Source organism: Deferribacter thermophilus, assembly GCF_049472675.1.
Classification (GTDB): domain Bacteria; phylum Chrysiogenota; class Deferribacteres; order Deferribacterales; family Deferribacteraceae; genus Deferribacter; species Deferribacter thermophilus.
In genome coordinates this window covers 1-25,826 of sequence record NZ_JAPNXM010000011.1, presented here as the reverse complement: position 1 = coordinate 25,826, position 25,826 = coordinate 1, and the positions used below count along the sequence as shown (strand labels likewise).

At 28.7% G+C, this 25,826-nt stretch carries 27 protein-coding genes and 1 tRNA gene; 9 read left to right on the top strand and 19 right to left on the bottom strand.

The window, feature by feature from the left end; genetic code table 11:
• Position 1: 1 nt before the first annotated feature.
• The 14 genes from hemH to OWM07_RS09340 form a co-directional block, all read right to left on the bottom strand.
• Positions 2 to 952: a ferrochelatase gene (hemH, locus tag OWM07_RS09405; RefSeq protein ID WP_423303502.1), complete on the bottom strand. Its 951-nt coding sequence runs from the start codon at positions 950 to 952 to the stop codon at positions 2 to 4.
• On the bottom strand, positions 952 to 1,962 hold the full coding sequence (hemE, locus tag OWM07_RS09400) for a uroporphyrinogen decarboxylase (RefSeq protein WP_423303462.1): 1,011 nt from the start codon (positions 1,960 to 1,962) through the stop codon (positions 952 to 954). Before hemE ends, hemH begins: the two co-directional genes overlap by 1 nt.
• A gap of 254 nt (positions 1,963 to 2,216) precedes the next feature.
• Positions 2,217 to 2,289 (bottom strand) — tRNA-Gly (locus tag OWM07_RS09395).
• 81 nt (positions 2,290 to 2,370) lie between these two features.
• Positions 2,371 to 4,494, bottom strand: coding sequence for a Tex family protein (locus tag OWM07_RS09390; protein WP_423303461.1), 2,124 nt, complete (start codon positions 4,492 to 4,494; stop codon positions 2,371 to 2,373).
• 41 nt (positions 4,495 to 4,535) lie between these two features.
• Positions 4,536 to 4,811, bottom strand: coding sequence for an acylphosphatase (locus OWM07_RS09385; RefSeq protein ID WP_423303460.1), 276 nt, complete (start codon positions 4,809 to 4,811; stop codon positions 4,536 to 4,538).
• Positions 4,812 to 4,820: 9 nt separating this feature from the next.
• On the bottom strand, positions 4,821 to 5,366 hold the full coding sequence (locus OWM07_RS09380) for a 2-oxoacid:acceptor oxidoreductase family protein (protein ID WP_423303459.1): 546 nt from the start codon (positions 5,364 to 5,366) through the stop codon (positions 4,821 to 4,823).
• Positions 5,363 to 6,115: a thiamine pyrophosphate-dependent enzyme gene (locus tag OWM07_RS09375; protein ID WP_423303458.1), complete on the bottom strand. Its 753-nt coding sequence runs from the start codon at positions 6,113 to 6,115 to the stop codon at positions 5,363 to 5,365. The genes OWM07_RS09380 and OWM07_RS09375 overlap by 4 nt, the downstream gene beginning before the upstream one ends.
• Position 6,116: 1 nt before the next feature.
• Positions 6,117 to 7,169, bottom strand: coding sequence for a 3-methyl-2-oxobutanoate dehydrogenase subunit VorB (vorB, locus tag OWM07_RS09370; RefSeq protein ID WP_423303457.1), 1,053 nt, complete (start codon positions 7,167 to 7,169; stop codon positions 6,117 to 6,119).
• Between the two features lie 5 nt (positions 7,170 to 7,174).
• Positions 7,175 to 7,396 carry an indolepyruvate ferredoxin oxidoreductase subunit alpha gene (locus tag OWM07_RS09365; RefSeq protein WP_423303456.1) on the bottom strand — a complete coding sequence of 74 codons (222 nt, stop codon included), beginning with the start codon at positions 7,394 to 7,396 and terminating at the stop codon, positions 7,175 to 7,177.
• A 99-nt stretch (positions 7,397 to 7,495) separates the two neighbouring features.
• Positions 7,496 to 8,578 (bottom strand): LptF/LptG family permease, encoded by a 1,083-nt coding sequence (locus tag OWM07_RS09360; protein WP_423303455.1) that lies wholly within the window; start codon positions 8,576 to 8,578, stop codon positions 7,496 to 7,498.
• Position 8,579: 1 nt separating this feature from the next.
• On the bottom strand, positions 8,580 to 9,614 hold the full coding sequence (locus OWM07_RS09355) for an LptF/LptG family permease (RefSeq protein ID WP_423303454.1): 1,035 nt from the start codon (positions 9,612 to 9,614) through the stop codon (positions 8,580 to 8,582).
• A complete protein-coding gene (locus OWM07_RS09350) occupies positions 9,611 to 9,898 on the bottom strand; it encodes a DUF1820 family protein (protein ID WP_423303452.1) in 288 nt (95 codons plus the stop codon). The genes OWM07_RS09355 and OWM07_RS09350 overlap by 4 nt, the downstream gene beginning before the upstream one ends.
• Complete coding sequence (locus OWM07_RS09345) at positions 9,895 to 10,398, bottom strand: hypothetical protein (RefSeq protein WP_423303451.1); 504 nt, start codon at positions 10,396 to 10,398, stop codon at positions 9,895 to 9,897. The genes OWM07_RS09350 and OWM07_RS09345 overlap by 4 nt, the downstream gene beginning before the upstream one ends.
• Positions 10,389 to 10,766 (bottom strand): phage holin family protein, encoded by a 378-nt coding sequence (locus OWM07_RS09340; RefSeq protein WP_423303450.1) that lies wholly within the window; start codon positions 10,764 to 10,766, stop codon positions 10,389 to 10,391. Before OWM07_RS09340 ends, OWM07_RS09345 begins: the two co-directional genes overlap by 10 nt.
• A 360-nt stretch (positions 10,767 to 11,126) precedes the next feature.
• On the opposite strand from OWM07_RS09340, the gene OWM07_RS09335 reads away from it, so the two are divergent.
• From OWM07_RS09335 to OWM07_RS09320, 4 genes are read left to right on the top strand one after another with little or no spacing between them, the layout of a single operon-like run.
• Positions 11,127 to 12,134 (top strand): tetratricopeptide repeat protein, encoded by a 1,008-nt coding sequence (locus tag OWM07_RS09335; RefSeq protein ID WP_423303449.1) that lies wholly within the window; start codon positions 11,127 to 11,129, stop codon positions 12,132 to 12,134.
• Positions 12,127 to 13,209, top strand: a complete 1,083-nt coding sequence (locus tag OWM07_RS09330) for a cyclic di-GMP-binding domain-containing protein, MshE-related (protein ID WP_423303448.1) — start codon at positions 12,127 to 12,129, stop codon at positions 13,207 to 13,209. The genes OWM07_RS09335 and OWM07_RS09330 overlap by 8 nt, the downstream gene beginning before the upstream one ends.
• Entirely contained in the window at positions 13,196 to 14,257 is a 1,062-nt protein-coding gene (locus OWM07_RS09325; protein ID WP_423303447.1) for a type IV pilus twitching motility protein PilT, read from the top strand. The genes OWM07_RS09330 and OWM07_RS09325 overlap by 14 nt, the downstream gene beginning before the upstream one ends.
• Entirely contained in the window at positions 14,258 to 15,826 is a 1,569-nt protein-coding gene (locus OWM07_RS09320) for an NFACT RNA binding domain-containing protein (protein ID WP_423303446.1), read from the top strand. It abuts the gene before it with no gap.
• Positions 15,827 to 15,828: 2 nt separating this feature from the next.
• Here the strand turns inward: OWM07_RS09320 and OWM07_RS09315 are convergent, their stop codons facing one another.
• Positions 15,829 to 16,524, bottom strand: a complete 696-nt coding sequence (locus tag OWM07_RS09315) for a 3'-5' exonuclease (protein ID WP_423303445.1) — start codon at positions 16,522 to 16,524, stop codon at positions 15,829 to 15,831.
• Between the two features lie 91 nt (positions 16,525 to 16,615).
• Here OWM07_RS09315 and OWM07_RS09310 point away from each other — a divergent pair, with 91 nt between their 5' ends.
• From OWM07_RS09310 to OWM07_RS09295, 4 genes are read left to right on the top strand one after another with little or no spacing between them, the layout of a single operon-like run.
• On the top strand, positions 16,616 to 17,584 hold the full coding sequence (locus OWM07_RS09310) for a YihY/virulence factor BrkB family protein (RefSeq protein ID WP_423303444.1): 969 nt from the start codon (positions 16,616 to 16,618) through the stop codon (positions 17,582 to 17,584).
• Complete coding sequence (locus OWM07_RS09305; RefSeq protein ID WP_423303442.1) at positions 17,584 to 17,961, top strand: DnaJ family domain-containing protein; 378 nt, start codon at positions 17,584 to 17,586, stop codon at positions 17,959 to 17,961. Before OWM07_RS09310 ends, OWM07_RS09305 begins: the two co-directional genes overlap by 1 nt.
• Before the next feature lie 38 nt (positions 17,962 to 17,999).
• Complete coding sequence (locus tag OWM07_RS09300; RefSeq protein WP_423303441.1) at positions 18,000 to 19,304, top strand: pyridoxal phosphate-dependent aminotransferase; 1,305 nt, start codon at positions 18,000 to 18,002, stop codon at positions 19,302 to 19,304.
• Positions 19,305 to 20,165 (top strand): DMT family transporter, encoded by an 861-nt coding sequence (locus OWM07_RS09295; RefSeq protein ID WP_423303440.1) that lies wholly within the window; start codon positions 19,305 to 19,307, stop codon positions 20,163 to 20,165.
• On the opposite strand, the gene OWM07_RS09290 is transcribed toward OWM07_RS09295, so the two are convergent.
• From OWM07_RS09290 to OWM07_RS09275, 4 genes are read right to left on the bottom strand one after another with little or no spacing between them, the layout of a single operon-like run.
• The gene (locus OWM07_RS09290; RefSeq protein WP_423303439.1) at positions 20,166 to 21,725 is read right to left on the bottom strand and encodes a DHA2 family efflux MFS transporter permease subunit; all 1,560 of its coding nucleotides are present in this window, start codon (positions 21,723 to 21,725) and stop codon (positions 20,166 to 20,168) included.
• Between the two features lie 2 nt (positions 21,726 to 21,727).
• Positions 21,728 to 22,861 (bottom strand): HlyD family secretion protein, encoded by a 1,134-nt coding sequence (locus OWM07_RS09285; protein WP_423303438.1) that lies wholly within the window; start codon positions 22,859 to 22,861, stop codon positions 21,728 to 21,730.
• Between the two features lie 4 nt (positions 22,862 to 22,865).
• Positions 22,866 to 24,143, bottom strand: coding sequence for a TolC family protein (locus OWM07_RS09280; protein WP_423303437.1), 1,278 nt, complete (start codon positions 24,141 to 24,143; stop codon positions 22,866 to 22,868).
• Positions 24,140 to 24,694, bottom strand: a complete 555-nt coding sequence (locus OWM07_RS09275) for a TetR/AcrR family transcriptional regulator (protein WP_423303436.1) — start codon at positions 24,692 to 24,694, stop codon at positions 24,140 to 24,142. The genes OWM07_RS09280 and OWM07_RS09275 overlap by 4 nt, the downstream gene beginning before the upstream one ends.
• Before the next feature lie 76 nt (positions 24,695 to 24,770).
• Here OWM07_RS09275 and OWM07_RS09270 point away from each other — a divergent pair, with 76 nt between their 5' ends.
• Complete coding sequence (locus tag OWM07_RS09270) at positions 24,771 to 25,748, top strand: GGDEF domain-containing protein (RefSeq protein ID WP_423303435.1); 978 nt, start codon at positions 24,771 to 24,773, stop codon at positions 25,746 to 25,748.
• The last annotated feature ends 78 nt before the right edge of the window (positions 25,749 to 25,826 follow it).

The following is a 25,826-nucleotide window of genomic DNA, read 5'->3' as shown; positions in this document are numbered from 1 at the left end:
ACTACCCCCTAATAATATTAACTACAGCTTTTGCAAAGTCATCAGAATCGTTTAGACTCTCTATTCTTTCTATATTCAAACCGTTCTTTTTAGCAAATTTAATATATTGTTCATCAAGCTCAATCAATGTCTCTATATGATCAGAAACAAAGGATATAGGAACAACTATTATATTATCAACCCTCTTTTCAACATAAGACTCTATAACTGTTTTCGTTTCTGGCCCCAACCACTTTATCGGGCCAGTTCTACTTTGAAATGCAAGCTCATAACTTTTTACACTGCCAAGCATACTGCTTATTAGGTCAATCTGTGCTTTTAATTGTTCCACATAAACATCCCCTTTAGATAATGTATACTCTGGCAAAGAATGAGCAGAATAAAGCAGATGACAATTTTCTAACTTAACACCTAACCTTTCAGATGCCGATTTTATTCTTTTAACTATACACTTATTATATTCTTCACTCAAATGCCAAAAAGGGATTACCTTATAACTCTTGTTAATCGGTTTTATATTTGTAACATGAAACAACCTTTTAAAACAAACTCCACTTGTAGTATAAGAGTATTGAGGGTACATAGTCATAATATAAATATTTTCATAATCCCCATATTGAAGTTTGTTGGCAGTTTCCTCAATATAAGGTTTATAATAACACATCCCGATTTCAGTTTCTAATTCTCGTTTAGTTATCCCTTTATAATAAATCTTTACCTTTTCTAATAAACTTAGCAAATACTTAACCTGTGGAGAACCGCCCCCCATTTTTATATATTCTGGGGCAATCTTTTTACTCCTACTTTTTGCAATTATTTTGGCTAAATACTTTTGCAGGCTCCCGATTTTAAAATCAATAATATCCCTATCAGAGAATAGATTATATAAAAATTCTTCTATACCATCAATATTATCAGGGCCTCCCATATACATTACATAGAGCAAATCCATCACTCAACTTCCCCCTTTACATATTTCACTAAAAATTCCACATTTTCTACAGGAGTTTGTGGTAAAATACCATGCCCTAAATTAAAAATGTGCCCTTTTATATTTTTCCCTTCATTTATTATAGTCTTAGCCATTTCCCTTATTTTATACTTTGATGCAAATAGTAAAGTTGGATCCATATTCCCTTGTAAAACAAACTTATCATCTGTTAATTTTGCATAATCTTCTAAAGTAACGCTCCAATCGACCCCAAGAGCATCACATTTTAATTTTTTCAATGAATTAAAAAAAGTGGCTCCATTTTTTGCAAAGTATATTACTTTTGCATTTTTCAAGTTATTTATTATGTAATCCACATAAGGGAAAACATATTTTTCATAATCATAAGGAGACAACACACCTGCCCATGTATCAAAAATCTGTACTACAGGGCAACCATTATCAATTTGTGCTTGTAGGTATTTGATAGTACTATCTGATAATTTCTCCATCAAAATTCTATAACCATCTTCATCATTTCTCATGAATGTTTTTATTACATCAAAGTTTTTAGAACCTTTCCCCTCCACCATATAACAAGCCAATGTAAATGGGGCACCAGAAAAACCGATTAACGGAACATCCAGCTTACTTACTAACAACTTAACAGTTTCAATAACAAAATTTAAATCTTTATAAGGATCTACAACCGTTAACTTTTCCGCATCCGCTTTGCTTCTTATTGGATTAGCTATCACAGGTGCAGGATTAAAATCCAGCTCAACACCCATAGGTTCAATCGGTATTAAAATATCTGAAAAAACTATAGCGGCATCAAGTCCAAATGCCCTAATAGGCTGTAGGGTTACTTCACAAGCAAGCTCTGGTGTTTTGCAAAGCTCCAAAAAGGTAACTTTACTTCTAACATCTCTATATTCCTTCATATACCTGCCTGCTTGCCTCATCAGCCATATTGGTTGCCTTTCTACCTTTTCAGCATTTAGAACTCTTAACAATAAATCATTTTTCATACATAATCCCCCTTTTTGTTTTTTATCACTTATAGTTATCGTACAACTAAAATTTTCAACATCATAAGAATGTTATAATACCTACCTTTACTCTTTTTTAATTAGGTAGAACTCCTCTATCATTTCTAATAATTACACCATAATCAAAAATTATATGCACTAAAATAATGAAATAGACAATAGTAATTATTAAATTAGTGAACAAAAAGGTGTATTTAGATAAAAATAAGGGGATTATTTTGAAAATAAAAAAAAGCGGGTGACGGGACTCGAACCCGCGACCTCAACCTTGGCAAGGTCACGCTCTACCAGCTGAGCTACACCCGCTTGTTTCAGGCGTTATTTAATATATTCATCTTTTAATTTTGTCAAGCACTTTATCAACTGATTTTACAAACCTTATTAATATTATTTTTTAAGAGATAAAGAAACCCTATTCCTTTCTTTATCCACCTTTATTACAGTAGCAACTACGTTATCGCCAACATTAACAACCTCTAATGGGTGTTTAATAAACCTGTTTGCAAGTTCTGATATATGTATTAAGGCATCATTTTTAAGCCCAATATCTACAAAAGCTCCAAAATCAGTTACATTTGTAACTTTCCCTTTTACTTTTACACCTTCAGTCAAATTGTCTATATTTATAATCGATTGTCTAAAAATCAAAGGATCAACATTATCCCTAATATCTCTATCTGGTTTTTCAAAATCTTCTATGATATCTTCCAATGTTAATTTTCCTATTCCACATTTTTCACTTAAATAATCCAAGCTTTTCCCCTTTAAAGCAAGTCTAATTAGATGTTTATTTTCTATAGAAAGATTTAATACACTTAAAAGTTTATATACATTTTCATAATTTTCTGGATGAATAAATAAGGAATCTAAGGGTTCTTCACCATCATAAATCTTCAAAAATCCAGCGGCTTGTTCAAAAACTTTATCCCCTATTCCATCAACATTTAAAAGCTCACTTCTCTTTTTAAATTTGCCGTTTTTTTCACGATAGGACACAATTGACTCAGCAATTTTCTCATTTATACCTGAAACATACTTAAGTAAAGACACACTTGCAGTGTTTAGATTAACTCCAACTTGATTTACCACATCTTCAACCACATCATAAAGTTTCTCAGAAAGTTTTTTTTCATTAACATCATGTTGATACATCCCAACACCAATAGACTTTGGATCGATTTTGACTAACTCGGATAAAGGGTCTAAAACCCTTCTTGCAATAGATATTGCTCCTCTGATAGTTAGATCTAAATCAGGAAATTCTTTGTTTGCAATTTTGCTAGCTGAATATACACTTGCACCTGCTTCATTTATTATAGTATATACTACTTTTAGATTTTCTTCTTCTATAACCTTTGATATAAACTCTTCCGTTTCTCTGCTTGCAGTTCCATTGCCGATGGCTATTATATCAATTTTATGTTTATTAATTTCATCTAAAACAGTTTTTTTGCTGTTTTCATAATCATTTTGAGGCTCAACTGGATAAATTACTCCATAACTCAATAACTTGCCTGTTTCATCTATACATGCATATTTACACCCTGTCCTAAAAGCAGGATCTATACCCATAATCTTTTTACCTTTTACTGGTGGAGTCAATAAAAGTTTTCTAAGGTTTTCAGCAAAAATTTTTATTGCCTGAACTTCAGCTTTTTCTTTTAATTCCTTTCGAATTTCTAACTCTAAAGAGGGGAGTAAAACCTTTCTTAAGCTTTTTTTATAAGACTCTTCTACGAAACGATTTACCTCAATATTTTCAGATATTAATTTACTTTTTATTATATTTTCACACAAATCCTCATTTACTTCTAACTTTACTCTTAAAACTCCTTCCTTTTCACCTCTAAAAATTGCAAAAATCCTATGTGGTGGGATAGTTTTAATATTTTCTGAAAAATTATAATAATCTTCATAATTAGTTCTTTCATTTAAATAATCATTTTTTACTACACTTCTTAAGTTTGATTCATTCCACAAATACTCTCTTAAGCGATTCTTTATTTCAATATCATGACCAATCTCTTCAATCAAAATATCCATTGCCTTTAATATGGCATCATGCTCATCAGCTATATTCTCACATATAAATTCTTTTGCTTTTTCTATAATTTTGTTTTCATCTTTCTCATGCTTAATAAAAATAGATAAAGGTTCTAACCCCATCTCTTTTGCAATATCAGCTTTAGTTTTCCTTTTACTTTTATAAGGAGCATATAAATCTTCTACCTCTTTCAAGCTCTTTGCTTTATTTATTTTATCCTTTAATTCATCTGTTAATTTATTTTTTTCAGCTATTAACCTTATAACCTCTGATTTTCTTTCCTCTAATTTTACCAAATATTCGTATCTTTCTAATATCTCTCTAATAACATTTTCATCCATCCCACCCGTTTTTTCTTTTCTATATCTTGCTATAAATGGGACTGTATTCCCCTCTTTATATAACTCGATCAAATTATCTATGTATTTCTTGGCATAATCATACTCAGAGTATAAAATATCTAACACAATAACCTCCAATACATTTTCTTAAGATGAATAAAAAAAGATTAATAACGTATCTTAAATTCTGAATAATTTACTAATTCATCTACAAATTCATAATCAACATTTGTAACATTTGAAAGTGGTGGCCCAACTTTTAAATAATCTAATAGTTTTAATAAACTGTCCTCTTCACCTTCTACATCAACTTCAACAGTACCATCAGGTAAGTTTTTAACATAACCTTTCAAATTAAGATACAGGGCTTTATCATATACAAAAGCCCTATATCCGACCCCTTGGACTCTTCCAAAAACTTTAGCTTTCAACCTCTTTATCATAACTCTACCCTATATTTTTTTAACCTCCACATACCCAGTTTTCAGAGCATCTCTATTAATAGGTAGTAAAGAGTGATATTTTTCAGGAATAGCATAATACAGAGCATCTTCTGCATCATTTAATTCAAATAACTTGGAAACTGATAACAAAGCACCTATCATAACCATATTTGCTACCTTTGTATTACCCAAACTATTAGCTATCTCCGTTGCTTCTATTCCAAAAAAATTAATATCATCTCTAACCAATAGCTTTTTATCAACTAAAGATACATCAACAATCACATTTGCTCCACTATTAAATCTTGGCTGAAATTTATCTAATGATGGACGATTCATTATAAACCCATTATTAGGTTTTGTTACAATGGGAGAACCAATTTCCTCATCTGAGATAACAACAGTACAGTTTGCTGTGCCTCCTCTTTGCTCAGCCCCATAAGATGGCCACCAGGTTACATTCAGCCCCTTTTTAACAGCCATCTGCGCAAGAATCATCCCAGCACTCAATATACCCTGTCCACCAAATCCAGCCATAATACAATCAAATGTCATTTTTGCACCTCATTATCAATATCTTTAAAAACCCCCAATGGATAATAAGCTGTCATCACATCATCCACCCACTTTAGAGCATCAACTGGGCTCATGCCCCAGTTTGTAGGGCATGTGGATAATACCTCAACAAAAGAAAACCCTTTATCATTAAGCTGATTTTCAAAAGCTTTTTTTATAGCCTTTTTAGCTTTCATAATATTTTTAGGATTAGTCACAGAAACTCTACAAGAAAAAGCAACCGCAGGAAGCCCCCCAATAATTTCTGCCATCCTAAAAGGGAAACCATGTTGTTTTTCAATACGCCCCATAGGGGTAGTAGTTGTTTTTTGACCTGGCAATGTGGTTGGTGCCATCTGCCCACCAGTCATTCCATAATTTGCATTATTCACAAAAACCACAGTTAAACTATCACCTCTATTTGCTGCATGCATTATTTCAGCCATACCAATTGAAGCCAAATCACCATCCCCTTGATATGTAAAAACAGTTAAATTAGGTCTAACCCTTTTCATCGCCGTTGCCATAGCTGGGGCTCTTCCATGTGGGGCTTCAACTATATCAAAATTAAAATAGTCATATAATAAAACGGCACAACCAACTGGAGCAACACCAACCGTGCTCTCCCTAACACCTAACTCATCAATAGATTCAGCCACCAATCTGTGAATAATCCCATGATTACAACCAGGGCAATATATGGTTTTATTATATAATAAGCTTTTAGGTTTTTCATATACAACTTTCATCCTACACACCTACCATCGTTTTTACTTTTTCTATAATTTCATCTGGTGAAAATACCTCTCCACCAGGTTTTCCTAAAAATTCAATTTTTGAATCATCACATACAGACAACCTGACATCAAACAACATCTGTCCAGTATTCATTTCAGCAACCAACACCTTTTTTGCTTTCTTTGCAGCATCTTTTAAGAAAGTATATGGGTAAGGATATAATGTTATTGGTCTAAATAAACCCGCTTTTACACCTTCACTATTAAGTTGTTTTACAGCTGATTTAGCTACTCTGGCAGCAGTTCCAAATGCAACAATCAACACCTCATACTCATCTTCAATATATTCATATTCAACTTCGTTTGCTTCCATTTCTTCATATTTTCTTTTTAAATGCCAATTATGCTCTTTTAATTTGCCTTCAGCTAATCTTAATGATTTTATTGATCTTGGAGCTCTCCCTTTTGCCCCATTAAGTTCCCAACCTTTATCTTTATCTTCAATCTCTTTCATCTCTGGCAAAATTACAGCCTCTGCCATCTGCCCCAAAGCACCATCACCAAGTATAAGAACAGGGTTCCTATATTTTTCTGCTTTATCAAAAGATTTATATACTAAATCAATAGCTTCTTGCACAGTATGAGGGGCATAAACTAATAATTTATAATCTCCATTACCACCGCCGCGGGTAGCTTGATTATAATCTCCTTGGCTAGGGCCTATATTTCCAAGACCTGGGCCACCTCTTGCAATATTAACTATTACAGCGGGTATTTCTGCACCGCACATATAAGATATCCCTTCTTGCATTAAAGCTATACCAGGACTTGATGATGTTGTCATAACACGAACCCCAGTAGCACCAGCACCATATACCATATTTATAGCAGCTAACTCACTTTCAGCTTGAACAAACACTCTACCTAACTCTGGCATTCGCCAAGACATATATGCCGTAACTTCATTTTGAGGAGTAATTGGGTATCCAAAATACCCCACAAGACCAGCTCTCACAGCAGCTTCAGCAATAGCTTCATTCCCCTTCATCAATACTTTTTCACTCATGTTTATTACTCCTTAACCTTTTCTTCTTTTAATAAAGTAAAACAAACATCAGGGCAAATTAGAGCGCAACTTCTACATAATATACACTTAGATTCATCAATACACTCAGCATAATCATATCCATAAATGTTAAATTTCCCTGAATATCTAAGAACTTCTTTAGGACATACACTGATACAAAGTCCACACCCTTTACACCTTTCAATATCAATAATTACCTTTGGCATTAATACCTCCGATATTTTAATAAAACAATTATTATGTTATTTTAAGAAAAAATCAAATATTTTTTAGTTTCTAACCATCTATTGTTTAACATTACTAAACTACAACCATCTTTCTTTCAAGAAAATCATATAAAACCCTACCAGTATACCTATAAAATGCGCACCAAAATTTGCAACAAAAGGATCTATCACCCCATTTTTTCCAATTGAATATAAAATAGAGTAAAAAATCCAAAAAACTATTACGACCGTCAATGATTTTACCGCAATCTTTAGGTATTGATAACTTCTAGAAATTACAATAGTAACAGGTAACAAAAGTATTGTTAAAACCAAAATAATCAGAGGATTTGCAAGTTTATTATAATAGATTAACTTAAAACTATCTGTTGAAAGCCTTTTAGATTCATAAATTTTTATAACTTTTCTAAGATTTTTAAAACTAAGCTCCTTTGGATTGTCCGGTTTAACTTTTATAAATTTAGTCAGCGTATCGTTCCTAAAAATATATTTATTCAAATTTTCTTTAATTGTAGGAATATCTAATAAATCAAAATATTTATAATCAAATAATAACCATTTATTATCACCAATATATTTTCCTATTTTAGCACTTGCTAATCCAATAACTCTATTTTGATTTAATTGAAAAATATTTATTCCAAACAACTCCTTTTTGTCATAATCAATCAAATCTATACCTATTATTTTATCACCATCTTTAAAGTAAAAATCTGTAAAAGAAGCCTTTTCTATATACTTTTCAAAAAAAATTTTTTCTTCTTTATATCGTGCTCTTATTTTCTGTATCTTTGGGTTTATTGCATCAGAATAATATATTAGCACAATTGTAAAAAAGAGGTTGATTGATAAAAATAATATAGCAAGATTTTTTAACCTACCACCTAAGCTCAAATATGCAATTAACTCATTATTTTTAATCAATTTTAACATTGTAGCTACTAAAGCTGCTGATGCCGCCACAGGAAACACCTGATAAATTGAATAAGGTATCTTCATCAAATCAAAAATTAATATATTCAAAAATGGTGTATTATACCTTGAAATGTATTTTGTATGCTGAACTAGCTGAAATATCGTATAAATAATAAGCGAAAAAATTAGAATTATCAATAAATAATATAGATAATTTTTTAAAACATATTTATGAAATTTCTTCATACTATACCCTTCTGTAAAAATATATCAACATAAATGAAAAAATTATATTTGCTACCCAGGCAGAAACATAAGGGTTAATCACATTTAGCATATTTTGTGAAAAAATTAATATTGTATTATAAATTAAGACAATAACAATTGACAAAGTCAGTCCGAAAGCTTTTCCCCCTCTGTGAAAAAAAGAACCAAGTACTGCACCAAATAAAGCCATTATTATAGAAGCAAAAGGTATTGAGAATCTCTTAGATAATTCAAATTGATATATTTTATCTTTTATTAAATTTTTTACCAAACTTTTTATATCCATTACCCTTTCATCTCTTACTTTAATATTTTTAAATGAAGAAACAGGAATATTTACAGCAAAGTTTTTAAACTCCACTTTAGAAGGGGTCTCCTTCCCAACTCTAACCAAAACCCCATTGTGCAAATCAAAGATCAGACTACCTTCAGCAGAGTTGAGTATTTCACCATCTTTAGCATTAATAATAATATTTTCTTTTTTATTAATAATGATAAGATTTTTAAACCTATTTTTATCTAGCTTATTTTCTGTAAATAGAACAAATCCAGGTATCTCAGTATACAGTTCATTTTCTTTAAAATCATTTATTGAAACAAATTTTGAAATATCTAATAATTTTTTGATAGCAAAATCATTCCCTTTTGGCATTAAATACAAACTAATTACAATAGCGAAAACAAAAGATATAATTCCTAATGATAAAGCAGGGAAATATAAGCTAAACTTTTTCGCAGAAAGTGATTTCATTGCTATCAATTCTGAATCGTCTGACAGCCTACCATATACAATAAGAGATGATAGCAGTGCAGATGTTGGTAAAGTTATAATCAAAAATGATGGTAAATAAGCAACTATCAGCTCAATAATAAAAAAAAATGGCACGCTTTTAGATAGCACCAATTCTGATAAATCAACAATTTTATCTAACAATAATAGGAATATAAAGAAAATATTACCTAAAGTGTAAACAGGAACTAATTCTTTGAGAATATATCTTTCTATAATTTTCATGAATCATTTTTATAAAGTCTAATTACAGGAGTTTCTTTTTCAAGAATAATTTCATCTATTCTAACAATGTAGTTAATGGGGATAAAAGTCCTTTCTACATCTTTAAATTCATTTTTTACCTTATCATCATTAGGGGTAAAAAGTATTTCTGATGTATCAAGAAATACGATATCTGATACTTCAATTAACCCTAAAAAAGATGAAGTATTAACATTACTGGCATGAATAGTCATTATCTCTTTTCTATCATTCAAAAAAGTTATTCTATATAATTTCTTTTTCATTTCTTTTGCCTTATTAACAGTTTTGGCTTCCCATTAACATCTTTTATTTTAACTTCAATATTTTCAATCCTTTTGCTTTTTAAACTATTAATTTTCTGCTTGATAGCAGATTTAATTTTTTCTTTATTATAAGAATCTGGCAGTTTTGCAAGCTCTTTTTCAATTTCTTTTTCAATATCATACTCTCTGTCATGTATATATGTCGTTTTGTTGTATATTTTTGTAGGCGGTTTTTTAACCCCCTCTTGCTCCATTAATTTTTTATTCCATTTTTCTCGATACACCAAAAACCTTGCAACTAAATTGTTAAATCTAAATCTTAAAGTGGCATTTGTTATCTGATTAATATTATACTTTTTAATAATTTTATTTATTTCTCTTTCTCTTACCACTGGGGGAAATTTCATATGGCCTAAAAAATAATTTTGAAACTCAAAATTATACATTTTTATAAGATTTTCAAACTTTTCCAAATCCTCTTTAATTTCTGTTATTTCCATTCGAAAAACCTTATATCTGTATTTGTAGCAAAAATATCAAAAATAAAATTAACAACTCCTACCACAATACTCCCACCTACAGCAGCCCAAAAACCATCAATGTAAAATCCATCAGTAATAGCAGATGTAAGTTTTAACATAAATGCATTTGTAATAATATAAAATAAACCAAAAGATAAAATTTGTATAGGTAAAGTTAATATTAAAATTATAGGTTTCAATACCAAATTAAGAAAAGTTAATAACAATGCGCCCAAAAAAAGAGACAAAAAGGAACTTACTACAATATGTTTAAATATAATAGCTGCGAAACCAATCGCTATCGTATTTACACAAACTCTATAAACAAAAAAATTAGTCTTATACATAACACATATTATAAATTTATTTTATAAAAATATCAAATAAAAAAGCCAGCCAAAAGGCTGGCAAAACATATATTTTAAGGAGGGGGGAGGAGGGTCCTTAAAATATCATTTTTAAATATAAATAAAAAAAAATAAGTGTCAAGAAAAATTTGATGTATAATTTTATGATAATCAAGATTTATTACACTATCAATAAGTTAACTCAAATATAATATATTTATAATGAGCAATCATTTATTTTAAAACCATTAAATCATGTTAAACATATCACTTATTAAACAACTTTTATATTTAACAAATAAAAATATAGACAACAAACGATAAATAAATATAATAACATAAAATTAAATAAGGGTTTTTATGAATACAAAGGTTAAATATTTTTACAGTAATAAGATAAACAAACTTTTAAACAGTGAAAATTATCCACATGCTGAAAAGTTACTAAAAGCTTATCTTAAGGATGAATCATTACCTATTAATGAAAAATCAAAAATATATGAGCTATTGGGAATTATCAATTATCAAACTGGGAATTATCCCCTCTCAAAAAGATACTACAACATTTCATTAAAATACAATATCAATAACATAAATTCATTAGTAAATCTTGGAAATATACTAATTATTGAAAATAGATTTTTTGAAGCAATAAATTTAATGAAAAAACATCTTAAAATATCCCCTAATCGCACAGAAATTTTAAAACTTTTGATTTCTTGTTATTCATTTATAGGTGATATCACTCATTCAAAAATTATTTTCGAAAAACTGCTATCAACAAACTCTGTAGATGAACAGCTTTTTGTTGATTATGCTTATGGATATATTTTAAATAAACAATTTGATATAGCTAAAAAAATTATCTTAAACGGCTTAAATAGATATCCAGAAAGTTTTGTTTTAATTGATGCTTATGAGGAGTTTTCTGATATTGAACTAAACATAAAAGAGATAAAAAAAACATTACTTATCCCTTTTTTAAGAAATATTCATGACTTAACATTTGTAAAAGCAGGCACTTTACTAACAGAAAATATGTGCATAAGAGGCTATTTTAATTTTGAAATTGAAAAAGGGTTAGATCTTATAAAAATTTTACAAGATAATCACTACCCTATTAATAATAGTACTATGTTAGCAGCAATATGTGAATATTTTACCACTATAAGTATATCAGACTCTGATTTCACATTAAACACAATTGCAAGCTTTTATAATGTAAGCAAAAATAAACTAAAAAAACATATTCAATTAATCGAACAAAATTATAATGAAACTATAGAATCATTTTTATCTGATATAAACCTTTTTTATAATATCGAATTAGACAAAATATCTGAAGAGCTTGGTGATTTTGATGAATAGAAAAAATATTGGTGAATTATTACTAGAATATAAATTAATCACAGAAAAAGACCTTCAAGAGGGTTTAGAATATCAAAAAAAGAAAAAGATTAGGTTAGGTGAGGCTTTAGTAGAATTAGGGAAAATTACTGATGATGACATAGAATATGTTCTGAGCAAGCAGTTAAGCCTTCCTTTTGTAATATTAAATGAAAAAGAGCTTGATGTACAATATATAAAAACCTTCCCTTCAGAGCTTTTAATAAAAAACAATTTTATACCTTTATATGAAACTGAAACTGAAATAAAAATAGTTACAGATGATCCATTTAGAGAAGAGCTTATTTCTGAGTTAAAGAGATACACAAATAAAGAGATATCTATTTCTGTAGCAAATGGTAAAAAAATTAAAGAAATTTTAAATAAAATTTTTGACTCAAAATCTGAGATTTTACTACATCTAAAAACCCTTATTACAAAGTTAAACGACACATTCTTCTATAGAATAGACTTTCTTAAAAACAATAATAAAATATCAATTTTTATTTATGGCTGCGGTATACAAAAAAAATATGACGAATTTTCTTTCCAAGGTGATTTAGTAGACGAAGTTAATAACTCCTTCTTCGAATTAGGTTATTCAACAATTTATAACTATTTAGAAAATAATAACAAACAACTTTTATCAGTTTACCCAATTTCTACAGAAAATGTAAGCGACAGCTATGAAACCAATCAGATTTTAGTCGTTTCAAAGTTCGGTTTAGTTTTGAAAGATTTATCTATTATTTATAAGTCTAACATTTTTGACAAAAAGAATAATTTATTAAAATCTGATACAATAATACCTGGATATACACATTACTGTTTAAATGAAGTTCCCAACATTACAAATATATCATTAATTACAACACCTGATTTTATAAATTTTGAAAATGAATTTTACTTCGATGGTTTTATCCCAGAAAAGTGCCAGTGTAATGGAAACGGATGTGAAAAATGTAATAATTTAGGTTATAATTCTTTTCATCTTTCAACCTTTATAAATAAAAAAGAATTAATAAAGTTAATGGATGAGAAGAATGGCAAAAATTGATGCTTTTTTCAAATTTATGATTGAACAAGGTGGAAGTGACCTACATCTAAGTGCAGGTTGCAAACCATTAATGAGGGTACATGGAGAGTTAGTCGAAATAAAATATCAAACACTTACTGATGAATTACTTAGAACATTACTTTTTGAAATTATAGACGAAAAAGCTAAAAAAGAGTTTTTAGAAAAAAAAGATTTGGATTTTGCTTATGAGATAAAAGGGCTTGCCCGATTTAGAGCTAACTACTTTTTTCAAAAACGGGGGATTGGTGCAGTTTTCAGACAAATACCTGCTAAAATATTATCTGTAGAAGATTTGGGATTACCACCACAAATTTTAAAGTTTGCTCAATTATCAAGAGGTTTAGTATTAGTTACTGGGCCTACAGGTAGTGGGAAATCAACCACTTTAGCCGCAATAATAGACTATATAAACAGAAACAGGCATGACCATATACTCACAATTGAAGACCCTATAGAATTCGTTCATGAAAATAAAGGTTGCCTCATTAACCAACGAGAAGTTGGTAATCATACTGAATCATTTGCTTCTGCCCTAAGAGCAGCATTAAGAGAAGATCCCGATGTAATACTTGTTGGAGAAATGAGGGATTTAGAGACTATAGAATTAGCTATCACTGCTGCAGAGACTGGGCACCTTGTGTTTGGAACACTTCATACAAACTCAGCAGCAAAAACTGTTGACAGAATTATTGATGCTTTTCCATCTGGCCAACAAGCACAAATAAGAACTATGCTATCAGAATCACTAAAGGGTGTTGTAGCTCAGCAGCTCTTAAAAAGAATTGATAAGTCAGGTAGAGTTGCTGCACTGGAAATTTTATTTGTAAATAGTGCTGTTGCTAATCTTATTAGAGAAGGTAAAACATTTCAAATCCCCTCTGTAATTCAGACTGGCAAAGGGGAAGGTATGCAGCTTATGGATCAAGCTATTATGGATTTAGTAATGCAAAAAATTGTTTCACCTGAAGAGGCTTATTTAAAAGCAAACGATAAAAAAGCCTTTGAGCGATTTTTAAATAACAAATAAATGGATGGTCTAACTCTCTATAAACTATTATATAACTACAATGAAATACTTCTAAAGTCTCGCATTAACAGCTGCGAATACAGCAAAGACCAGTTTATTCTCAATATTTATTCTTCTACTAAGTTAAAGCAACTAATAATCGATTTAAACAATCCAATACCATTACAATTAACCGATAAAAAATTTAAACTAACAAATAGAATAGAATATCTTTCAAATTCTAGCATCAAAGAAATAAAGCAAAAAGGCTTTGATAGAGCATTTTACTTAACACTATTAAAAAGAAAACCAAGTGGTAAATTGATAAAATACAAAATAATCTTTGAATTAGTTGGAAAAATGAGTAATGTAATAATCACAAACGAAAATGGTCGTATAATTTTTTGTTGGAATAACAACAATATAGATACTGACAGAGAATTATCTAATGGTAAATTATATACCCCTTTCAAAAGCAACAAAAAATTTAACCTTACAACTAGTGAAAATTGTAAATTTGAAAATTTTGAAGGATTTTATAGCATTACAGAAAAACACGCTTATAATCTATTAAAAATAAACAATAACGATTGTTATAAAACAAAACAACTAATTTTGGAAAGTCTAAAAAGTAAATACTTTTACATTGATAAAAACGGAAGATTAATCCCTTTTGAAATTCCAGATTACCATAAATTGATACCAATTGAAAAATTATATGACTTTTTATTAGAAAAATCGAACAATGATTCTATATATCCAAAAAAATTAAAAATCACAAAATATTATGAAAAACAGATTAAAAAAAATGAAAATCTGATAAAAAAGCTAAAAGAGGATTTAAAGCTTGCATATAATTTTAGCAAATACAAAGAGGAAGCTGATTTATTAAAAAATAATCTAAACATTTTGAAAGATAAAAAAGGGGAAGTTAAATTAAAAAAGTACACAGAAAATGGTATAGAAGAAATAGATTATATTATAGATGAGAATATCAATATTATTGACAAAATTAATAAGCTTTATAATAAAGCCGAAAAATTAAAACGATCAATACCAATAATAGAAGAAAGAATAAATAATTTAATAGATTTGAATAACTTTTATAATGAAATGATATTTAACATAGAATCTGACGATGAAAATTTCATTGAAGAAATATACTCCTCATTATTTAATAAAACCAAGAAAAATATTAAGCATGAAAGTGCTCCAAAATATCTGATTCTAAAAAAAGGTAACACTATCTTTTATGTGGGAAAAAACAGTAAATCTAATCAGTTTATTTTATTCAAACTTGCAAACCCAGATGATTACTGGTTTCATGCACATGAGATACCATCTGCTCATTTGATCATGAGAGCAACTGGAGAAATAACCGATGAGGATATTATCACTGCTGCAAGAATTGTTGCGCACTACTCAAAATATAAAAACGAACTTAAAGTACCCATCGATTATACAAAGAGGAAATATGTTAAAAAACCAAAAAATACACCAGAAGGGTTCGTTATTTATAATAATTATAAAACTATTTATGTACCGCCCTTTGATGAAAACGACATAAAGAAACTATTAATAGAAAATTAATACTATGTAATGGGATCTATAAATTGTGATCTGTACAAGTCACTAACTGTTCTAAATTTATCTTTGAGCTTAACAACAAGCTTATTAAAAACCTCAGCAGTTGCTAAAGCATCACCTAAAGCAGTATGTCTTCCAATACATTTAACATTGTATTTTTCAAGCAAAAAATCGAGACTTACATGATCATCTCTACACAAAATATTTTTTGAATAAACAAACATTGTATCAATCCATATATTTTTAATTTCAGAGTTAAAATTTTCTCTAAGCTCTTTATTAAGCATTTCCAGATCAAAATTTACATGATGCCCCACAATCACAGAGTCTTTAATGAATTTTAAAAAATCTGGTAAAATTTCAGCAGCAGTCGGTTTATCTTTTACAATGTCATCTGTAATTCCGTGCCATTTGATTGAATCTTCTGGAATGGAAATACCTGGATTTATAAAAACATCATAAAAGTCAACTATTTTAAAACCAACCACTTTCACAGCTGCAATATTAATTAATTTTGCAGTCTTAAGATCTAAGCCAGTTGTTTCTGTGTCAATAACACAATATTTAGCCTCATCAATTTTCATATTAAAAATTTTTTCATTGTTAACACTGGAAATAAGATTCTTTATATATACGGCAAGTGGGTCATTTTTAGAATTTGTTTTATTATATCTAAATTTTTTAAAAAACTTTCTAATCATAAACTATATCCCACTTTATTTTTATAATGAAATATGCTAAAAATCAATAACGATTTAGTAAAAAAATGTTTTAGTTTTCAAGGAGTTTACATTGAAATCTCTCTTTACATTGGTTTTTGCTTTTCAACGCTTTAAACAAAAACGATTATCAATTCATGCTTCATCTTTAGCTCTATATTTCATACTTTCTATATTCCCAACTATATTAATAACACTAATAATTTTAAACGCACTATTTATCAACTCAACACTTTATCAAACATTTATTAATGAATTAAATAATTTTATAAGTGGAAATTTAATAAAACTTTTAGGCATTTCCGTTTCGAATTTTAAAAATATAGCTATAAGTTATGGTAGTATAAGCTTTATAATGGTCATAATTTTTTCAAATACTTTCATAAAAGGTTTATACAATTCAATACATTACATCTTTAATATAAACAAACATAGATCAAAAACCAAATTTGCACTCCCTTTATTTTCATCAGTTATACTTGTTTTAATCATAGTTTTGTTTACTGCAATAAAATTACTCTCAACCTTTTTACTAAAATATTTAAGCAATTTTCTTAATCTAAAGGTCGATGTATTTTTCCAATTTAAAATATTTTATTATATTATCAGCTGGGTTATAATTATTTTACTTTTATACTTTATATTGAGAAAAAATATAAAATTTTATTTATTAATTTTAGCATCTTTATTTTCTCTTTTATCCATTATCATTACTAGCAAATTATACTTTTTAATCGTTAATAAATCAATTTACAATCTTTTATACGGCTCTATCTCTACAATTATAGTTTCGATAATGTACTTATGGTTTATTTTTAACCTATTATTGTTTATTTTAAACTATTTTTACATTTACCAAAATTTCATGCTTGTAGCAAAAAATTACTTAAAACCAGAAAATAAAAAACTGATATATTTGTTAATAAAAAAACTCTTTGACTTAATAAAATCTTCTTATACTTTACACGATGAAAAAAATATTATTAATCTTCAATATGAGAACAAAAGTTTTATAATAAAAGAAATCATCAGGAGCAATTAATGGACGCTATTACATTTTTAGCAGAGCAAAAGATTAAAGAAGCCATTGAAAAAGGTGAACTTGATAATCTCTCATGTAAAGGTCAAAAGATAGAAATAGAGGATTTAAGCATGATTCCAGAAGAATTAAGAGCAGCATACAAAATTTTAAAAAACGCAAATATACTTCCAGAAGAACTTCATTTACAAAAAGAAATAAAAAATATTGAAGACTTATTAGAATACTGCTTTGATGAAGAAGAAAGAAAAAAATTAAAAAAGAAACTCAACGAAAAATTACTAAGATTTAACATCTTAATGGAGAAAAGAGGTAGAACAATGGCATATTATGAATATAAAGAAAAAATTTACTCTTGTAAAATTTTTAAAAATGAATAAATAAAGTAAAATTTAAACAAACACCAAAGGGGTTTACTATGAGATTTGATATCGCAAAAAGTGGTAACGGTTTAACTTATGAAATAAGAAATATCGTAAATATTGCCAATAAATTAAAAGAAAATGGAATGGAAATATATTGGGAAAATATTGGGGATCCTATCCTAAAAGGTGAAAAACTACCTGAATGGATAAAAGAGATTCTTAAAGAAATAATAGATGATGATTCAACATTTGGTTACAGCCCAACAAAAGGTGTAGATGAAACAAGAGAATTTTTAGCAGAATTAAATAATAAAAAGGGTGGAGCTCAAATTACAAAAGAGGACATCATTTTTTTTAATGGCTTAGGTGATGCTATCGCAAGAAGTTATAGCGCTATTAGGGTTGATGCAAGGATTATAATGCCAGAACCTACCTACTCTACCCATCTTTTGGCAGAAGTATTACATGCATCTTTCCCACCAAATACATATAGAATGAATCCTTACAATAACTGGGCACCTGATATAAACGAGCTTGAAAGGAAAGTAAAAAGTCATAAATCAATTGTTGGAATACTTGTGATTAATCCTGACAACCCCACAGGTTATGTATACGATAAAGAAACATTAGAAAAGATTGTTAATATAGCAAAACAGTATAATTTATTTTTAGTTTTCGATGAGATTTATAATAATATGGTTTACAACGGTAAAGAGACTGTGTCCCTTGCTGAAGTAATAGGTGATGTCCCAGGTATGAGTATGAAGGGTATTTCAAAAGAAGTCCCTTGGCCAGGTGCTAGATGTGGATGGATTGAAGTATACAATATTAAAAACGATATTGCTTTCGAAAGATATATAAATGCAATCTTACAACAAAAAATGGCAGAGGTCTGCTCTACTACTTTTCCTCAAAAAGCAATCCCTAGGATATTAGGCCATCCTGAATATAAAAGTTATTTAAACGAAAGACTCAGACATTATGAAAAACTATCCAATATCGCATATAACATATTGAAAGATGTCCCATATATTGTTGTCAACAGGACAAACGGAGCATTTTATATGTCCGTAGTTTTTATAGAAGCTGTTCTCAACAATAAACAAACTCTACCTATTGAAAACAATGCTGTTAAAGAATATGTTGAAAAGATAACAAGTGAACCTATAGAAAATGATAAAAGGTTTGTTTATTATCTTTTGGCTTCTACCGGTATCTGTGTTGTACCACTTACTTCATTTTTTACACCATTGCCAGGTTTTAGAATGACACTTCTTGAAAAAGATACAGATAAGTTTGAGCACACTGTTAAAACTTTGGCAGAAAAAATTGTTGAGTATGTAGAATCAGCACGGTAGATGGCCTATATATTACTAAGTTTAAGTGCATTATTTTGGGCTGGAAACTTTGTAATTGGCAAATGGATATCAGCATCTATACCACCTGTTGCTTTGGTTTTCTGGCGATGGGTGGTTGCTTTTATTATTTTATTACCATTTACTGCGAATAAAATTTATCAACAAAAACATCTAATCCAAAAAAATATTAAACTTTTAGCGGCATTTGGTTTCTTAGGTGTCACATTATTTAACACTCTAATATACAAAGCAATGCATTATACCACTGCAATAAATGCTTTACTTATCAACTCATTTGTCCCAATTTTAATCTTTATAATCTCTTTCTTCATTCATAAACTAATAGCAAAGAAACTACAAATTTTAGGAGCTATAATCTCACTAATTGGAGTCATAATAATCATTACAAAAGGGGATTTAAACTCCCTTATTACTCTCAAAATTAATCCAGGTGATATCTTAGTCTTAATAGCAGCTCTAAGTTGGGCTTTATATTCCGTCTTATTAAAAAATTTAGATAACGATCTACACCCATTAGTTTTTTTAGAAACTATTATATTTATCGGTCTTCTATTTTTATTCCCTATTTATCTATTTTCAAACAAATCTTTTGAAGTAAATATAAAAAATATTTTTGTTATATTATATGTTGGTATTTTTGCTTCTGTACTAGCTTTTATTTGCTGGAATAGAGGTATTAAAGAAGTTGGAGCTAACAAAGGTGGAAACTTCATACATCTCATGCCCGTTTTTGGAACCATAATGTCAATTCTACTACTTGGAGAACAATTCTTCTTTTATCATTTTATAGCGATTATCTTAGTATTTTCTGGGATTGTTCTAAACGTTATTACCAAATGATTAACTATTATTATCTTCTTTCTTATTATTAACAAATAAAAATATCAAAAATGAAAGACCAACAATACCAAAATATCCAGCATGTCTGAAAGTATCTTGAAAAGCGTGTGAAGCACTCATTAGATATTGAACTTTCCCCAAAAGTGCATAGGATTTAATAGCGGCCAACTGCTCATTCATAGTCTGAGATAAGAATAGCTTTGCAGTGTTGAGATAATTATTTACATAGCTATAATTTTGTATTGCAGATATCTCATCATAATGAAAGTTTATTTTTGATTGTAATGTGTTGGTCGCTATAGCAGTTCCAAAAGAACCGCCCATAAAACGAATGTAATGTAAAAAGCTAACCCCCATTTGAGTTTTTGGACCAAGCTTTCTCATAGCCAAAGTAGATATTGGAGCAAAAAATGTTCCAAGAGAAAAACCAAGGGGTATTGTTAGCAATATTGTTTTAATAGATGGAGTATAATAATTTAATTTTGGCATTAAGAAAATAGAAGTAGTAATATATAAAAATGCATTAACAACCAAAATATTTTTCTCACCATATTTATCAGATAAAACTCCAGCGATAAAAGAGGTAAGTCCAATAAAAATGGCAAAACCAAGCATATGTAAACCTGTCTGCAAAGTAGTATAACCCTTCAAATTTTCATAATACAGTGGTAAAAGGTAAAACAATTGGTAAATTGACAAACCAAGAGTCAAAGCATAAATAAGAACTGCAACTCTGTACTCTTTTATTTTAAATATATCATAATCTATCAATTTAATCTTTCCTACAATTTCTGATATTGTAAATAAAAACAAACCTAAAATTGACAAAAATAACAACTTAACTATATAAGAGGATTGAAACCACCCTTCTTGCTGACCTTTTGACAGCATTATAAGTAAAGGTATTGTAAATATTGCAAAAAAAGCATAACTAAAAAAATTAAATTTAAGTTTCTCTTTTTTCTCTAAAATCTTAGGTAAAATTAATATACCTAATACTACAACCATCAAACCTACAGGCAGATTCACATAAAATACATATCTCCAGTTGAAATGTTCTGTCAAATATCCACCTGCTGTAGGCCCAAGAGCTGGAGCAAAACTTACCCCAGTTCCAAAAATCCCCATTGCAATCCCTTTTTTCTCTGGAGGAAAAATAGAAAACATTATTGTTTGAGCCGTTGCAACAATAAATGCCTCACCTAACCCTTGAAAAGACCTTGATATTATCATCTGTGGTAAATCAGTCGCAGAACCACATGTTGCACTAGAAACAGTAAATAAACTCACACCAATTAAAAATAGATTTTTTAATCCAAAAACCTTAACTAACGATTCAATTAATAATAAACCAGTAGCGGCAGCTGCCATGTATGATGTAATAACCCATTGTACTCCATACAAATCAGTTTTTAAGGGAGCCATCATCTTGGGCACTACAACATCAACAATGGTGGTATCAAGTATAGCCATAAAAGTTCCAGTCATTACAACAAATGTAATGAGGATACGGGTTGTATTATCTATTTTTTTATACAAAGGATCTTTTTCTACCATCATTATTAATTTACTCTTTTTATTTTAATTTCTCCTCCCATACCTACTTTTAAAATAGAAAGATCACCCTCTTTTATAGCTACTCTTACAGGTATTCTCTGAGCAACCTTAGTAAATTCCCCAGCTGATATATCTCTAGGTACAAGTGCGTATGTAGCTGCAGAAGCAGGATATACCTCTTCTACTTCGCCTTTAAATTTTATGTCTGGATAAGAATCAACCGAAAATTCTGCTTCACAACCTGCTTTTACCCCTTTTAATTTTGTCTCTTCTAAAAGAACCTCCACATACAAACTTCTCGTATCCACTATCGAATATATAGGAAAACCGCTTTTAATAACACTGCCAACTTCCACAAACTTTTTACCAATTTTACCGTCAAAAGGGGCTCTTAATTTACAATAATCGATTAAGTTTTTTAAATCTTGAAGTTGGTTCTTTGTTGCAGCAATTTCACTATCCAACGACTCTATACTTTTTTTAAGCTCATCAATATTTTTATATTCCACATATACTATTTTCAACTCATCTTCAGCTACACTTTTTTGTTTCTTAAGCCCTTCCAATTTGCTTAACAAAGATTTCTTCTTTTTCTGAAGTGCTAAAAGATTTGTTTCAATATCTTCAAATTTCCTTTTTGATACCGCCTTTGCTTCATAGAGACTTTTAAATCTATTATAATCCCTTTTTAACTGTTTAATATTTTGATTTAATTCAGCGATAGAATATTTTAGGGATTTTATCTCATCGTCTAAATAATTTATTTTTTTCTCAGCAATATTTTTCTTTAAATCAAGCTCACCTTTAACTTTTAACATTTGTATATTTAACTGTTCTCGTTTACTTTTTAAAGACTCGATCTTTTTGGCAACTTGATCATATTTTAATTGATAATCTATAGGATCTATTTCAGCAATTACCTCACCTTTTTTTACAAAATCCCCTTCTTTTTTATACATTTTTATAATTTTACCTGCCACTCTTTTAAAACTTACATTAGTTATCTTATCACTTCTTATGAAAACAGCATCTGATGTTGCGTAATCTCTTATGAATGTTAAGTAATTATATGCAAAATAAGCAAAAACAATTAAACCAACAATTAATAAAATTAAAACAATCTTTTTCTTTTTCCCCATTTTATCACCTCAATTCTTTACCTATAGCTTTTTCAAGAGCAAAATATTTTTCTAACATATCATAATGAGCATTCTTAATATTCATCTGAGCTTCAACTAACATAGCATTTGCATCAAGCAAATCAGTGTTACTTGCCAGCCCTTCCTTATATTTTAGATCAATAATTCTAAAGTATTCTTTAGCCTTTTTTTCTTGTGTCTTTGCTAGCTCTAAATTTTTCTTAGCTGTTTCAAATGATTTATATGCATTTTGAACCTCTAAAAATATTTTTAACTTTGTATCATTTTTATATTTTATTAAAGCATATTTCATAGAATTCTTAGCCTTTGTCTCATAAAAAGGTTTACTCCATTCAAGAGTATAATTAATTCCAACTTGAATAAGAAAATTACCCTTTGGTTCAACTTCATCTACACTATTTGAATATTGATAACCGCCTTGTATATATATTTTTGGCAAGAAACCTGACTTAGTTACACCTTTGAGAGAATCAATTAAAAATATATTTTCATCAAAAGACTTTAAAATAGCTCTATTTTCCTCTGCTATTCGTAGTAGATTTTCTAAATTCAAATTAAATATCAAATTGTTATTAATATCTTCAACATTAAAAGAGATATCATCAACACCCATCAATGTTGCCAAATTAAACTTTGCTACATCAATCTTATTTTCAATATCTATTGTTTTTTGTTTAACTTCTTCTACTTTCACTTCTGTCTGTAAAATATCAATATATGGAACAATTCCCTGTTCATACATTATCTTTATATCACTCAAGTGTTTATTTAGGCTTTTTAAATACTCTTCTAGTACATTTTTATGAGAATATAACTTCAAAATATCAAGGTAAGCCTTTTTGGTTTTAAAAATCAATTCATTTTTTTCTTCTAAAAATTTAAATTTTTCAATTTTTTGCTCATGTGATTTAGCTTCAATTGAAGAAGTTACAAGTCCACCAGTATATAAATTCAGCCTAAAACCAGTAAATATTTCAAAATATTCTTTTTCTAAAATTGTAATATCTTGTGCACCAAAAGGGGTATTAAAAGGCTCTGTTTTTTTATCATCTAACAAAGTATATTTCCCATCAAAAATAAAAGATGGATACCTATTAGCCTTTGAAGCCTCATATTCAAATTTCTTACTCTCAACTAATTTTGATTTATATTTGAGTGCATAATTATTTTCCAATGCCTTAATAACTGCATTTTCTATTGATATCGCAAAGCTATTGATAGAAACAATTAATATTAATATTATCAGGTAGATAACATTCATATCTCTTCCCCTAATATTATTTTTAAACCTTCATCAAGCAAGCGATATATTTTATCAAGGCTGTAATCTTTATAAATTATATAGTAAACTATAAGCTCTTTTAAAAATCCAGTTAATAAAATAACTTTAGGATCATCAAAATGTAAGCCCATCGAATCAGCAATAATATTTTTAAGTCTACTTCTAAAAGAAAAATATAGATCCTTAAACCTTTCACCGCTACTTAAAGCTTCAAACAAAAATACCTTTGATAACATTTTATACTCATAAATATATTCTATGAAAACTTTACAATATGTTGACAAACATTTCCTTTTATCTTCTTCATTACAGCACTCTAATAATTTTTTTATCATATTTTCATGCAAATAACTTAAAAGGTCATAAAAACAGTCTTCTTTACTTTTGAAATATAGATAAAATGTGCCTTGTGCCACACCAGCCTCACGAACAATATCAGAAACTTTAGTTTTCCAGAACCCCTTTTGAGCAAATATCTTAATAGCAGCTTCAATAATTTTGTCTAATGTGTTACCTTCTGACTGACTCATCAGTCATAATTTATAAAAATATTTAAAATAGTCAACTAATATTTGATTTTTAAGTCTAATTAAGTAAAATTGTTTTATGTTATTGGTAGTAATTCTATTGATTATGTTTATTTTTTTAGAATTTTTAATTATACTCTCGTTAAGAAAAAAAAATACAACTTTGATTAATTCATTCATTAACAAAGAAAACTTTCTATTAAACCTTATTCCTAAACCCATTATTATAATTTCTATTAATCAAAAGATAAAAGCTTTAAACAGCAGTTTCGAAAAAACATTCAATGTAAAAAAAGATGAATTAATTGACAAATATTTTTATATGATAAAAAATGGTGTTTTAAATAAAATATTCATAGAAATTTATAAAGATTTAGAAAATGTAAAAAAAATTGGTTTATCTGCTTCATTAAAAGATTCATCAACTATCACTATACGAAATGAAAATTTTAAAACTAAAATATATAAAATAGATAAATCTCTTTACTTTGATGAATTTGGAAAAATTGATGGATTAATCTGTATTATAGACGACATTACTGAACAAGAAAAAGAAATCAGTGATTTAATGAAAAAGGCAATATATGACGAATTAACTCAAACATACAATAGGAGATATTTTAAAACTGTAATTAAAAATGAAATAGAAAAAGTTAAAAGATACAATATTAATAGTTGTTTACTACTTTTTGATATCGATTTCTTTAAAAAAATTAATGATACATATGGACACGATACTGGTGATTTAGTTTTAAAAAAATTATCTTCTATCATAAAAAGTTCAATAAGGGCAACAGATCATCTTTTCAGAATAGGTGGAGAAGAATTCGCTATTATATTAACAAATACAAAAATCAATGATGCAACACAAGTTGCTGAAAAAATAAGAGTTATTACTGAGAATTACACATTTGAAAAAGTAGGTAAAGTAACAATAAGTATTGGAGTCACAAAAATTAAAAGTAAAGATACAGAAGAAACATTATATAAGAGAGCAGATGAAGCACTTTATCAATCAAAGAAGACAGGAAGAAATAAAGCAACTGTATTTAAATAAAAAAAAAGCTCTGGCGGCGACCTACCTTCCCACGGGTTACCTTCCCGCAGTATTCTCGGCGCTGGAGGGCTTAACTTC